The organism is Streptomyces hoynatensis (assembly GCF_003626535.1).
GTDB lineage: Bacteria > Actinomycetota > Actinomycetes > Streptomycetales > Streptomycetaceae > Streptomyces > Streptomyces hoynatensis.
This window is the reverse complement of the sequence record NZ_RBAL01000007.1, coordinates 271101-283668: the sequence shown is the minus strand read 5'-3', so window position 1 is coordinate 283668 and position 12568 is coordinate 271101. Positions and strand designations below refer to the sequence as shown.

Genomic DNA, 12568 nt, shown 5'->3' with positions numbered 1-12568 from the left:
CGCGGGGCCGTCGCGGACCGGGTGCGAGACTGGCGGGCATGAGTGAGGGTTTCCGGGTGCTGATCGTGGACGACGAACCCGCCGTCCGTGAGGCGCTGCGGCGCAGCCTCGACTTCGAGGGCTACGCCACCGAGACGGCCGTCGACGGCGTCGACGCGCTCGCCAAGCGGCAGGCCTACGGTCCCGACGCCATCCTCCTGGACGTGCTGATGCCCAGGATGGACGGGCTGACCGCGGCCCGGCGGCTGCGGGCCGCGGGGGACCGGGTGCCGATCCTCATGCTGACCGCGCGCGACACCGTCGGCGACCGGGTCAGCGGCCTGGACGCGGGGGCGGACGACTACCTCGTCAAGCCCTTCGAGCTCGACGAGCTGCTGGCCAGGCTGCGGGCCCTGCTGCGGCGCAGTTCCTACGCGCCGGCGGAGGGGGCCGGGCCGCAGCCGCCGCACCTGGCGTTCGCCGACCTGCGGATGGACCCGGCGACCCGTGAGGTGTACCGGGGGCGGCGGCGGATGGAGCTGACCCGCACCGAGTTCACGCTGCTCGAACTCTTCCTGACCCATCCGCGTCAGGTCCTCACCAGGGAGCAGATCCTGCGCAGCGTCTGGGGCTTCGACTTCGAGCCCTCGTCGAACTCCCTGGACGTCTACATCATGTATCTGCGCCGCAAGACCGAGGCGGGCGGCGAGCCGCGCCTCCTGCACACCGTCCGGGGCGTCGGCTACGTCCTGCGCGAGTGAGCGCCGCCCAGGCCGCGCCCGCCGGCGGCGGCCGGGCGGGCGGGCGGCGCCCCCGCGGCCCGCGGGCCCTTGCGCACCGGTTCGCGCGGCTGCCGCTGCGTTCGCGCCTCGCGCTGCTCACCGCGCTCGCCGTGGCGATCGCGGTGGCGGTCTGCGCCGCGGCCTGCTGGTTCGTGGTGCGCGGCCAGCTGACGGCCTCGCTCGACGGCACCCTGCGCGACAACCGCGTCAGCGGCCCGCTGGTGCTGTCCGCGCTGCGCGAGGGCCAGTGCCCCGACGACCCGGGCAGCCGCGGGGACGGGATGCCGCCGCCGCCGTTCAACGACGTGGTGCAGGTGGTGTTCGACGACGGCAGCCACTGCGTGCTCCAGGGCCGGGCCTCGCTCGAGGTCTCCGACGCGGACGTCGCGGTGGCCGGGCACCGGGCCGTCGAGTCCCTGCACAACGCGGAGGGCTCGGACGGGCGCACCTACCGGGTGCTGACCAGGCAGGTCGCCGACTCCGACTCCGCGGTCACGGTGGCCCGCCCGCTGGCGGAGGTGACGGACCCGCTGGGTTCGCTCGCCCTGGTGCTGGTGCTGGTCTCCGCGGCGGGCGCGGTCGGCGCCGCGGGCGTGGGGGTCGCGCTCGCCAGGGCGGGCCTGCGCCCGGTGGACCGGCTGACCGAGGCGGCCGAGCACATCGCCCGCACCGAGGACCTGAACGTCCGCATCCCGGTGGCGGGCGACGACGAGATCGCCCGGCTGTCCCGCTCGTTCAACTCGATGACGGCGGCCCTCGCCTCCTCCCGCGAGCTCCAGCAGCAGCTGATCGCGGACGCGGGCCACGAGCTGCGCACCCCGCTCACCTCGCTGCGCACCAACATCGAGCTGCTGGCGCGCAGCGAGGAGACCGGCCGGCCGCTGCCCGAGGCCGACCGGCGGCAGCTGCTGGCCTCGGTGACCGCGCAGCTGACCGAGCTCGGGGCGCTGATCGGCGACCTGCAGGAGCTCTCGCGGCCCGAGACGGCCTTCGGCCTGGGGCGGCACGAGGTGGTGGGGCTGCACGAGGTGGCGGGCCGCGCGGTGTCGCGGGCCCGGCTGCGGGCCCGGGGCATGCAGATCGAGGCGGCCCTCGATCCGTGGTACGTGCGCGCGGAGCCGGCCGCGCTGGAGCGCGCGGTGGTCAACCTGCTGGACAACGCGCTGAAGTTCGGCGCCCAGGGCGGCGCGGAGCGGGGCGTGCAGGTGGCGTTGCGCGGGGGGGAGCTGAGCATCCGCGATCACGGCCCCGGCATCCCGGCGGCGGACCTGCCGCACGTCTTCGAGCGGTTCTGGCGCTCGCCGCACGCGCGTGGCCTGCCGGGCTCCGGCCTCGGCCTCTCCATAGTGGCCAGGACCGTCCGGGAGGCGGGCGGCGACATCGCGCTGCGGGCGGCCCCCGGCGGGGGGACGGAGGCGGTGCTGCGGCTGCCGGGCGCGCCGGCGCCGCCGCCCGGGACCTGAGGGCGGCCGCGGGGCGCCTGGTCACCGCGCCGGCAGGGCGGCGGTGACCAGGGACCGCGCGGCCGAGCGGGCGGCGCCTGCGGCCGCGCTCTCCTCCGCGATGGCGCTGCTGACCACGGCGCCCTCGTGCAGGCTCAGCAATTGCACGGCGAGGTCGTCGGGCCGGGTGGCCCCCGCCTCGACCAGCAGCTCGTAGAACAGCGAGCGCAGCCACTTCTTCTCGGCGACGATCACCTGGCGGCCCGGGTGGTCCGGCTCGGGCAGCTCGGCGAAGGCGTTGATGAAGCTGCATCCGCGGTCGGACTCGGACAGCCACTCGGGCAGCACGTCGAAGGGCACGAGCACCCGGCGGACCGGGTCCTCGCGCTCGGCCTCCAGGCGGGAGGCGATGCGCGCGCGCCAGCGCCGGTCCCTGGTCTCCAGGTACGCCACCAGGAGGCCGTCCTTGGAGCCGAAGCGGTCGTACAGGGTCCGCTTGGTCACGCCGGACTCGGCCGCGATGGTGTCAACGCCGACGGCGTGGATACCCCGTCGGTAGAACAGTTCGGATGCCACTTCGAGGATGCGCCGGGCGCCGGGGGTGAGGCGCCGGTCGCCTGCCCCGGTTGTCGGAGCGGTCATGAAGGCAGTACCCCCTTGCATTTACAGACCTGTGTACCTATGGTCGGAAGCTGAACTTCACAGACCAGTGTAGTGGAGGCGGTCATGAAGCGCGTTTTCCTGTCCCTCGTCCCGCTCGCCAGGTTCGCGCGCGAGTTCGGGTACGGGGTGCACGCGGCCCACGCCCTGCGGCACGGCGGGGCGCTCGACGCCGCCACCGCTGAGGTGGTCGCGGGCCGCGGGGCGGGCGGCACCGGGCGGGGCGGTGCCCAGGCGCCGGAAGGTCCCGGCGGCCCCGGCCGGGCGCCGGGCGGCGGCGTGTGGGAGGGGCCCGTGGTGCTCCCGCACGCGGACCCGAGGGGCCTCTTCGACGGTCCGAGGCCATAGCCCGCAGGGCCGCCGCCCCCAGCCGCTCAGGCGGGCGCCTCGCACCCCGGCGGCGCGCAGGCGCGGGCCGCGGCGGTGAGCGCGGCCCCCGCCGCGGGGCCGGGGCCCGGCACCGGCTCGCAGGCCGGGCCGCACGCCGGGTCGCCGGCGGTGCCGCAGTCCCCTCCCCCGGCCTGGGCGTCGTCGGCGAGCAGGCGGCGGGGGCCGCAGCCCTCCCTGCCGCAGACGTCGTCGGGGTTGGCGAGCAGGCAGCTCTCCAGCGAGAGGCAGCCGCAGCCGATGCAGTCCGTCAGGTTGTCCCGCAGCCTGCTGAGCTGCCTGATCCTGGCGTCCAGGTCGGCCCGCCAGTACTCGGAGACGACCGCCCAGTCGTCCCGGTTGGGCGTGCGGCCCTCCGGGAGCCTGGCCAGGGCGGCGCGGATCGCACTCAGCGGCATCCCGACGTTCTGCGAGACCCGGATGAACGCCACCCGCCGCAGCATGTCCCGCGGGTACCTGCGCTGGTTGCCCGAGGTCCTGCGGCTGGTGATCAGGCCCTGCTCCTCGTAGAAGCGCAGCGCCGAGGTGGCCACGCCGCTGCGCTGGGCGAGCTGGCCGATGGTGAGTTCCTTCGCGATGACCGGCGCGGTCGCAGGCTGTGCCATGCCACCGATCCTAGTAGGTACTTCAAGTTTCCTTGAGATTAATGGGGTAGCGTGAAGGCTCCTGGCGAGAAGGGGAGTTGCGCATGGGGAATCTGGTGGCCATCAGCGATCTGCATGTGCGGTACGAGGAGAACCGGGACATCGTGCGGCGGCTGCGCCCCGCCGCCGAGGACGACTGGCTGCTGGTCGCGGGCGACGTCGGGGAGATGAGCGAGGACATCGAGTGGGCCCTCACCCTGCTCGCCGAGCGGTTCGCCAAGGTGATCTGGGTCCCCGGCAACCACGAGCTGTGGACCCCGCCCGACGACCCGGTGCGGCTGACCGGAGAGGCGCGCTACGAGTACCTCGTCGGGCTGTGCCGCCGGCTGGGGATCGTCACCCCAGAGGACCCCTACGAGGTCTGGGAGGGCGCGGGCGGCCCGGTCGTCCTCGTGCCCCTCTTCCTGCTGTACGACTACAGCTTCCGGCCGCCCGGCACCCACACCAAACGGCAGGCCCTGGACGTCGCCGAGGAGGCCGGGGTGATCTGCACCGACGAGTTCCTGCTGAAGCACGATCCCCATCCGAGCCGCGAGGCGTGGTGCCGGGCCAGGCTGGCGGCCACCGAGAAGCGGCTGGCCGCCGAGCTGCCCGCGGGCCTGCCCACCGTGCTGATCAACCACTTCCCGCTGGTCCGCGAGCCCACCCGGGTGCTGCGCTACCCGGAGTTCGCGCTGTGGTGCGGCACCGAGGCCACCGACGACTGGCCGCGCAGGTTCCGGGCCACCACCGTCGTCTACGGCCACCTGCACATCCCCCGCACCCTCCACGTGGACGGCATTCCGCACCAGGAGGTCTCCCTCGGCTACCCGCGCGAGTGGCAGCGGCGTTCCGCCGAGCCGGGGCGCCTGGTGCGCGTCCTGCCCGGGGCGGTGGTGGAGCGATGATCGAGGAGCTGGTGGGGCCGCCCGCCGCGGTGGCCGAGGCCTTCGCCGACCCGGAGCACCCGCCCACGCTCTTCCCCGAGGAGGAGGAGCTGATCCGGCGCGCGGTGCCCGAGCGGCGCCGCGAGTTCGGCACCGTGCGGGAGTGCGCCAGGACCGCGCTGGCCCGCCTCGGCGGGCCGCGGGTGCCGCTGCTGCCCGGCCAGCGCGGGGCGCCGCGCTGGCCGCAGGGCTTCCTCGGCAGCATGACGCACTGCCGCGGGTACCGGGCAGCGGCCGTCGCCAGGGCCGGGGAGCTGACCAGCGTCGGCATCGACGCCGAGCCGAACGAGGCGCTGCGCGACCCCGGGGTCACCGAGCTGATCGCGCTGCCCGAGGAGCGGGCGATGCTGCGGCGGCTGGCCGCGCTCGGCCGCGCGGTGTGGTGGGAGCGGCTGCTGTTCAGCGCCAAGGAGAGCGTCTACAAGACGTGGTTCCCGCTCACCGGGCTCTGGCTCGACTTCGAGGAGGCCCGCATCGACATCGACCCCGACCGCGGCACCTTCCACGCCCGGCTGCTGGTGCCTGGCCCGGTCGTGGCGGGCCGGCGCCTGCCCGGGTTCGACGGCAGGTGGCTGGCCCGCGACGGGCTGCTGATCACCGCGATCACCGTGCCCGCCGCGCCCCGTTCCCTGCCCGGCCAGAACCGGGGCGCCGGGGCGGCCACGGTCGCCGACTGAACCCGCGCACGCGCCGTGCGCCCCCACGGCGACCGCCCCCACGGCGACCGCCCCCCACCCGGCGGGTGAGGGGCGGCGTGGCCTGCCCTGGCGCCGCGGTCAGCGCAGGACGGTGATGCGGTCGGCCGCCGGCGGGGCGAGCGGGGAGCCGGCGGAGGACTGGGCGGTCAGGTAGGCGGCGAGGGCGGCCATGTCGTCGTTGCCCACCACCGGGTTGGTGCCCTCGGCGAGCGAGGCGAAGCCGTCGCCGCCGCCCGCGAGGAAGGAGTTGACCGCGACCCGGTAGGTGGCCGCCGGGTCCAGCGGCTCGCCGTCGATCCGCACCGAGTCGGCGACGATCCGGTCCGCGCCCGACCGGCTCAGGTCGAGCGTGTAGGTGAGGCCCGCGGAGGGCTGGAGGATCTTCGGCGAGGACTCGTTGGCGCCGCTCACCTGCTCCCGGAGGGCGGAAAGCAGCTGCTCCCCGGTGAGGTCGAGCAGGTTCACCGTGTTGGAGAACGGCTGCACCGTGAAGCCCTCGCCGTAGGTCACCACCCCGTCGCCCTCCTCGCCCGAGGCGGCGTACACGAGGTCGGCGCGCACCCCGCCCGGGTTCATCAGGGCGAGGTCGGCGGACTCGTCGAGCTCCCTGGCGTGCGCGAGCTGCGCGTCGGCGATCAGGTCGCCCAGCGGGGACTCGGGGCTGTCGCCGCCCGAGCGCGGGATGTCGGCCGAGATCCAGCCGATGGGCGCCCCGGCCACCGGGGCGGCCAGCTCGTTCCAGTAGCCGATCAGCTGCTGGAGGTCGGCGGCCGGCTCCCGCTCCCGGTCCACCACCCGGTTGGTGCCCGCGACCGAGGTGCGGACGATGTCGTGGGTGCGGGGGCTGTACTCCATGGTCAGCTCGGTGAAAAGACGCCCGTTGGAGGCCGCCGAGGTGACCAGCCGGTCGTGACCCTCGGGGTCGGGGATGGCGCACACGTAGGGCTGGTGGGTGTGGCCGGTGATCAGCGCGTCCACCCGCGCGTCCGTGTGCTCGGCGATGTCCACGATCGGACCCGAGAGGCCGCTTCCGCCCTCGCCGCAGTCGTTGTTGTACGCCGGGTCCACGGGATAGCCGCCCTCGTGGATCAGCGCGATGATCGAGTGGACGCCCTGCCGTTCGAGCTCCGCGGTGTACCGGTTGATCGTCTCCACCTCGTCGAGGAAGGCAAGGCCCTGGATGCCCTCCTGGGTGACGATGTTCGCGGTGCCCTCCAGGGTCACGCCGATGAAGCCCACCTTGACGCCGTTCACGTTCTGCACGCTGTACGGCGCCAGGATCGGCTCGCCCGTGTTCTCGTCCACCACGTTGGCCGCGAGGTAGGGGAAGTCGGAGCCGGCGAACTCCCGGCCCGCCACGTAGCAGCCGTCCACCGGGTGGCAGCCGCCGTCCTGAAGCCGCTGCAACTCCCGGTAGCCCTCGTCGAATTCGTGGTTGCCGACGCCGGCGACGTCCATGCCGAGCCCGTTGAGCGCCTCGATGGTCGGCTCGTCGTGGAACAGCCCCGACAACAGCGGGGAGGCGCCCACCAGGTCGCCCGCGGCCACCGTCACCGAGCGCCGCTCGCCCTCGCGGGCCTCGCGCAGCGCGGAGGCCAGGTAGGCCACGCCGCCCGCCTCGATCGTCGAGGTGGTGCCGTCCGCGTTGTCCTGGACGACCTGCCCGTTCGAGCCGGTGGGGGGCTCCAGGGCGCCGTGCAGGTCGTTGATCGCCAGCACCTGGAGGGGCAGCGTCGCCTCGCCCTGCCCGTGGCCGTTGCCGTGTCCGGTGCCCGTGCCGTTGCCGTGTCCCTGCTGCTGTTGCCGGTCCCCGCCGGAGTGCGCGGCCGCCATGGCGGCGGGCGGGGCGACGGCGAGCGCCCCGACGGCCGCCAACATGGCCGCGCCCGCGGTCAGTCGGTACGTCCTTGCATGCATGTGCGGTCAGATCCGTTTCGCTGGTACGGGAGATGAGGCCGATCGATGCCCAGGTCGCCAGCACCCTAAGGGTTACGCGCGTAGGTGGGCAGGGGGCGCGTGTGACAAGCAGGTGAAAGGAGCGGAACGGGAAGGGGCCCCGCCGCGGGCCCGGAGTCTCTAGAGTCACCCTCATGACTGAGGTCGTGGTGCGGGACGAGGTGACCGGCGGCGAGCTGGCGGAGGTCAGGGCGCTCATCGACGCCGCGGCCGCCGTGGACGGGCGCGGCGCCGTGTCGGAACAGGGGCGGCTGCTGCTCGCCGGCGGGGCCAGGGAGGGCGTGCGCCACGTGCTGCTGCGCGAGGGGGACGCCCTCCTCGGCTACGGCCTGCTCGACGGCACCGACCCGGTGGAGGCGCCGTCCGCCGAGCTCGTGGTGGACCCGGCGCACCGCGGGCGGCGGCTCGGGTACCAGCTCGGCGAGGCGCTGCTCGGCGCCTCCGGGCACCGGCTGCGCATCTGGGCACACGGCGGGCTGCCCGCCGCCCGGCACCTGGCGCGGATGCTCGGCCTCTCCCTGTTCCGCGAACTCCGCCAGCTGCGGCGCCCGTTGGCCGACCTCAGGCTGCCTGACCCGCGGCCGGCCGAGGGCGTGCGGGTGCGGACCTTCGTGCCCGGCAGGGACGAGGAGGCCTGGCTCGCGGTGAACGCCGCCGCCTTCGCCCACCACCCGGAACAGGGCTCCCTCACCCGGCGGGACCTGGAGGCGCGCAAGGCCGAGCCGTGGTTCGACCCGGCGGGCTTCTTCCTCGCGGTGCGGGGGGAGGGGGAGGAGGAGCGCCTCCTCGGCTTCCACTGGACGAAGGTGCACGCCGCCGAGCAACTCGGCGAGGTGTACGTCCTCGGCATCGCCCCCGAGGCGCAGGGCCTCGGCCTGGGCCGGGCCCTGACCACCATCGGCCTCAGGCACCTCGCCGGCGAGCGTGGGCTGCCCACCGCGATGCTCTACGTGGACGCCGACAACACCGCGGCGGTGCGGCTCTACGAGGGCCTCGGCTTCGCGACCTACGAGACGGACCTGATGTACCGCACGGAGACCTGAGCGGCGGTTCCCGGCCGGCCGGGCACGGGGCCGGGAACGCGGCCGGGGCGGGCCCGGCGCGCGCCCCTTCCGTTAACTTTCGGCCTGTAACGTCCCTGACATGCCCGAGCGCACAGGACCCCTCCCGGAGGCGACCCGGCTCCGCCTCGCCCGCAGCGTCGTCGAGGACGGCTGGTCGCTCCGCCGCGCCGCGGACCGGTTCGAGGTCTCGGCCGCGACCGTGAAGAAGTGGGCCGACCGGTACCGGGCCGAGGGCGCCGCCGCCCTCGCCGGCCGGACGGCCGCCCCCGCGCCCGCCCCTGCCACCGAGCCGGCCACCGACCCTGCCCCTGCCCGGGCCGCCGCCGGGGTGCCCGCTCCGGCCGCCGCCGAGGTGCCGGTACCGGCCCGGCGGCGGGACAATGGGGGCATGAGCCAGGAAGCCGGGGCGAGCCGTGAGGCCTTCGCCGTGCCCTCGCCCGGCGTGACCGGCGGCGCCGAGCTCGCCCGGCACCACGAACTCACCGAGCGCGGAGGCGTGGAGTCCTCGGGCCTGGACGTGGAGCCCGCCGGCCCGGGCGCCGGGCCCCGGGACCCCGAGCCGCTCCCTGAGCTGCCGGCCGACCGGTTCCTGGACCGCGAACGCAGCTGGCTCGCGTTCAACGAGCGGGTCCTCGAACTGGCCGAGGACCCCGAGACCCCGCTGCTCGAACGGGCCAACTTCCTCAGCATCTTCGCCAGCAACCTGGACGAGTTCTTCATGGTCCGCGTCGCCGGGCTCAAGCGGCGCATCGCCACCGACGTGGCCACCCGCACCGTCACCGGGCAGGTGCCGCAGCAGGTGCTCGCGCAGATCTGGACGATGGCCAGGGAGCAGATGACGCGGCACGCCGCCGCGTACCAGAAGACCGTCGCCCCGCAGCTGGCCGAGGAGGGCATCCACCTGCTGCGCTGGCCCGACCTCACCGAGGACGAGCAGACCCGGCTCTTCTCGCTCTTCCGCAAGAAGATCTTCCCGGTGCTCACCCCGCTGGCCGTGGACCCCGCGCACCCCTTCCCGTACATATCCGGCCTCTCGCTCAACCTGGCCGTCGTGGTGCGCAACCCGGCCACCGGCCACAAGCACTTCGCGCGGGTCAAGGTGCCCCCGCTGCTCTCCCGCTTCCTTGAGGCATCGCCGCAGCGGTACGTCCCGGTCGAGGACGTCATCGCCGCCCACCTGGAGGAGCTGTTCCGCGGGATGGAGGTGCTCGCGCAGCACGTCTTCCGGGTCACCCGCAACGAGGACCTGGAGGTCGAGGAGGACGACACGGAGAACCTCCTGAAGGCGCTGGAGAAGGAGCTGCTGCGCCGCAGGTTCGGGCCGCCGGTGCGCCTGGAGGTGGAGGAGTCCATCGACCCGGAGGTGCTCGACCTGCTGGTGCGGGAGCTGAAGATCAGGCGGGAGGAGGTCTTCGCGGTGCCGGGGCCGCTCGACCTGACCGGCCTGCGGTCCATCGCCGCCCTCGACCGGCCCGAGCTGAAGTACCCCAAGTTCGTCGCCGGCACCCACCGGGACCTCGCCGAGGTCGAGTCCGCCTCGGCGCCCGACATCTTCGCCGCGCTGCGGGAGCGGGACGTGCTGCTGCACCACCCGTACGACTCGTTCTCCACCTCCGTCCAGGCCTTCCTCGAACAGGCGGCGGCCGACCCGGACGTGCTGGCCATCAAGCAGACGCTGTACCGCACCTCGGGCGACTCGCCGATCGTGGACGCGCTCATCGACGCGGCCGACTCGGGCAAGCAGGTGCTGGTGCTGGTGGAGATCAAGGCGCGCTTCGACGAGCACGCCAACATCAAGTGGGCCAGGAAGCTGGAGGAGGCGGGCTGCCACGTCGTCTACGGCCTGGTCGGGCTGAAGACGCACTGCAAGCTGTCCCTCGTCGTCCGCCAGGAGGGCGAGGAACTGCGCCGCTACTCCCACGTCGGCACGGGCAACTACCACCCCAAGACCGCCCGCTTCTACGAGGACCTCGGCCTGCTGACCGCGGACGCCGAGGTGGGCGCCGACCTGTCCGACCTGTTCAACCGGCTGTCGGGCTACTCGCGGCGGGACAACTACCGGCGGCTGCTCGTCGCCCCGAGGTCCCTGCGCGAGGGGCTGCTCACCCGGATCGGCCGGGAGGTGGAGCACCACCGGGCCGGGCGGCCCGCCTGGATCAGGATCAAGGTCAACTCGATCGTGGACGAGGCCGTGATCGACGCCCTGTACCGCGCCTCCCAGGCGGGCGTGCCGGTGGACATCTGGGTGCGGGGCATCTGCGCGCTGCGGCCGGGCGTGCCCGGGCTCTCGGACCACATCAGGGTGCGCAGCGTCCTCGGCCGCTTCCTGGAGCACTCCCGGGTGTACGCCTTCGGCGGCGGCGGGGAGAGCGAGGTCTGGCTGGGCAGCGCCGACCTCATGCACCGCAACCTGGACCGGCGGATGGAGGCCCTGGTCCGGGTCACCGACCCGGCCCACCGCTCGGCGCTGGTGCGGCTGCTCACCTCGGGGACCGCCGACACCTCGGCCTCCTGGCACCTGGGCCAGGACGGCACGTGGACCAGGCACGCGGCCGACGCGGAGGGGCGGCCGCTGCCGAACGTGCAGGAGCTGCTGATCGAGGCACGGAGGAAGCGGCGTGGCACCGGAGACTGAGCCCCGCGGGCCCGAGGCTCCCGAGGGCCCCGTCCTGGCGGCGGGCTGCGTGCTCTGGCGGGGCACGGCGGCGGGCGGCGTGGAGGTGGCGCTGGTGCACCGGCCCCGCTACGACGACTGGTCGCACCCGAAGGGCAAGCTGCACCCGGGGGAGCCGCCGCAGAGCGCGGCGGTGCGCGAGGTCCGCGAGGAGACCGGGATGGTGTGCGTGCTCGGCCAGCCGCTGCGCACCGTCCGCTACCTGGCCATGGGCCGGCCCAAGGAGGTCAGGTACTGGGCCGCCGAGGCGGTCGGCGGCGGCTTCGTGCCCAACGAGGAGGTGGACCGCGTGGTCTGGCTCGCCCCGGCCGAGGCCCGGGTGCAGCTCACCAGCCCGCAGGACCGCGAGGTGCTCGACGAGGCCCTCGGCTCGCTGAACCCCCTGTGACGCCCCGCACCCCGGCGGCGCCCCGCACCCGCGTGACGGCCGCATCCGCGTGACGGCCCTACCCGCGTGACGCGCCGGCCGCCGTGCGGCGCCGAACTCCCGTTCCGCGGCGCGCCGTTCACCAGCCGCGCGGGGCGAGGGCGGACCAGGCCAGCGTGACCTCGCCCTGCCGCCAGCGCCCCGGGCCGCCGGTCAGCGGCCAGTCGCAGGACAGGGCACGGACCGCGTGCACCCAGCGCTGCCTGGCCCCGAAGGCGGCGTACGGCGCGGCGGCGGCCCAGGCCCGGTCGAAGTCGCGCAGGAAGGCGTGCACGGCCTCGCCCGGCACGTTCCGGTGGATCAGCGCCTTGGGCAGCCGCTCCGCCAGCTCGGACGGGGCGAGGAGGCCGGCGAGGCGGGCCGCGAAGGTCACCGTGCGCGGGCCCTCGGGCCCCAGCGCCACCCACACGTGCCGCCGCCCGATCTCGTCGCAGGTGCCCTCCACGAGGAGACCCCCGGGGGCCAGCCGCCCGCACAGCCGCGCCCAGGCGGCCGGCACCGCCTCCTCGGGGTACTGCCGCAGCACGTTCGCGGCCCGGATCAGCAGCGGCCGTTCCCCGCCCGGCAGCGGAAGCTCGAAGCCGCCCCGCAGGAAGGACAGCCCGGGGCGGGCCCAGGGCAGCGCCGCCTCGACCCTGGCCTGCTCGATCTCCACGCCGGTCACCCGGGCGTCCGGCCGCACCCGCCGCAGCCTGGCCAGCAGCTCCACGGCCGTCCAGGGCGCGGCCCCGAAGCCGAGGTCCACCGCCAGCGGCCCGCGGGGGGCGCGGGGAGCGCGGCGGAGCGCGGGGGCGTGCGCGACGGCGATCCACCGGTCCATCCGGCGCAGCCGGTTCGGATGGGTGGTGCCCCGCGTCGCGCTCCCCTCGGGGCGAGCCGGTGACATGCGTGCGAGCGTAACGACTCCGCAGAATGGGAACAGGTGCGGC

General features: G+C 74.8%; 12 protein-coding genes. 8 read left to right on the top strand and 4 right to left on the bottom strand.

Going from position 1 to position 12568, the window contains the following annotated elements:
* The first annotated feature begins 38 nt into the window (after positions 1–38).
* Positions 39–740, top strand: a complete 702-nt coding sequence (locus D7294_RS15175) for a response regulator transcription factor (protein WP_120679788.1) — start codon at positions 39–41, stop codon at positions 738–740.
* Between the two features lie 89 nt (positions 741–829).
* Positions 830–2224, top strand: coding sequence for a HAMP domain-containing sensor histidine kinase (locus tag D7294_RS15170; RefSeq protein WP_241562391.1), 1395 nt, complete (start codon positions 830–832; stop codon positions 2222–2224).
* A gap of 21 nt (positions 2225–2245) precedes the next feature.
* Here D7294_RS15170 and D7294_RS15165 read toward each other — a convergent pair whose 3' ends face one another.
* On the bottom strand, positions 2246–2845 hold the full coding sequence (locus D7294_RS15165; protein WP_120679785.1) for a TetR/AcrR family transcriptional regulator: 600 nt from the start codon (positions 2843–2845) through the stop codon (positions 2246–2248).
* Positions 2846–2929: 84 nt separating this feature from the next.
* Between D7294_RS15165 and D7294_RS15160 the strand changes: the two genes are divergently transcribed.
* Complete coding sequence (locus tag D7294_RS15160) at positions 2930–3211, top strand: hypothetical protein (RefSeq protein WP_147450835.1); 282 nt, start codon at positions 2930–2932, stop codon at positions 3209–3211.
* Between the two features lie 26 nt (positions 3212–3237).
* On the opposite strand, the gene soxR is transcribed toward D7294_RS15160, so the two are convergent.
* Positions 3238–3855, bottom strand: a complete 618-nt coding sequence (gene soxR / locus D7294_RS15155; protein ID WP_120679781.1) for a redox-sensitive transcriptional activator SoxR — start codon at positions 3853–3855, stop codon at positions 3238–3240.
* An 83-nt stretch (positions 3856–3938) separates the two neighbouring features.
* On the opposite strand from soxR, the gene D7294_RS15150 reads away from it, so the two are divergent.
* Positions 3939–4781, top strand: a complete 843-nt coding sequence (locus tag D7294_RS15150; RefSeq protein WP_120679779.1) for a metallophosphoesterase family protein — start codon at positions 3939–3941, stop codon at positions 4779–4781.
* On the top strand, positions 4778–5497 hold the full coding sequence (locus D7294_RS15145) for a 4'-phosphopantetheinyl transferase family protein (RefSeq protein WP_120679777.1): 720 nt from the start codon (positions 4778–4780) through the stop codon (positions 5495–5497). Before D7294_RS15150 ends, D7294_RS15145 begins: the two co-directional genes overlap by 4 nt.
* Positions 5498–5596: 99 nt before the next feature.
* On the opposite strand, the gene D7294_RS15140 is transcribed toward D7294_RS15145, so the two are convergent.
* On the bottom strand, positions 5597–7435 hold the full coding sequence (locus D7294_RS15140) for a bifunctional metallophosphatase/5'-nucleotidase (protein WP_241562374.1): 1839 nt from the start codon (positions 7433–7435) through the stop codon (positions 5597–5599).
* A gap of 173 nt (positions 7436–7608) precedes the next feature.
* Between D7294_RS15140 and mshD the strand changes: the two genes are divergently transcribed.
* From mshD to D7294_RS15120, 3 genes are all read left to right on the top strand, one after another.
* Positions 7609–8517, top strand: coding sequence for a mycothiol synthase (gene mshD / locus D7294_RS15135; protein WP_120679774.1), 909 nt, complete (start codon positions 7609–7611; stop codon positions 8515–8517).
* Between the two features lie 100 nt (positions 8518–8617).
* Entirely contained in the window at positions 8618–11173 is a 2556-nt protein-coding gene (locus D7294_RS15125; RefSeq protein WP_422070702.1) for an RNA degradosome polyphosphate kinase, read from the top strand.
* A complete protein-coding gene (locus D7294_RS15120; protein WP_120679772.1) occupies positions 11157–11600 on the top strand; it encodes an NUDIX hydrolase in 444 nt (147 codons plus the stop codon). The genes D7294_RS15125 and D7294_RS15120 overlap by 17 nt, the downstream gene beginning before the upstream one ends.
* A gap of 118 nt (positions 11601–11718) precedes the next feature.
* Here D7294_RS15120 and D7294_RS15115 read toward each other — a convergent pair whose 3' ends face one another.
* Complete coding sequence (locus D7294_RS15115) at positions 11719–12525, bottom strand: class I SAM-dependent methyltransferase (RefSeq protein WP_120679771.1); 807 nt, start codon at positions 12523–12525, stop codon at positions 11719–11721.
* Between the last annotated feature and the right edge of the window lie 43 nt (positions 12526–12568).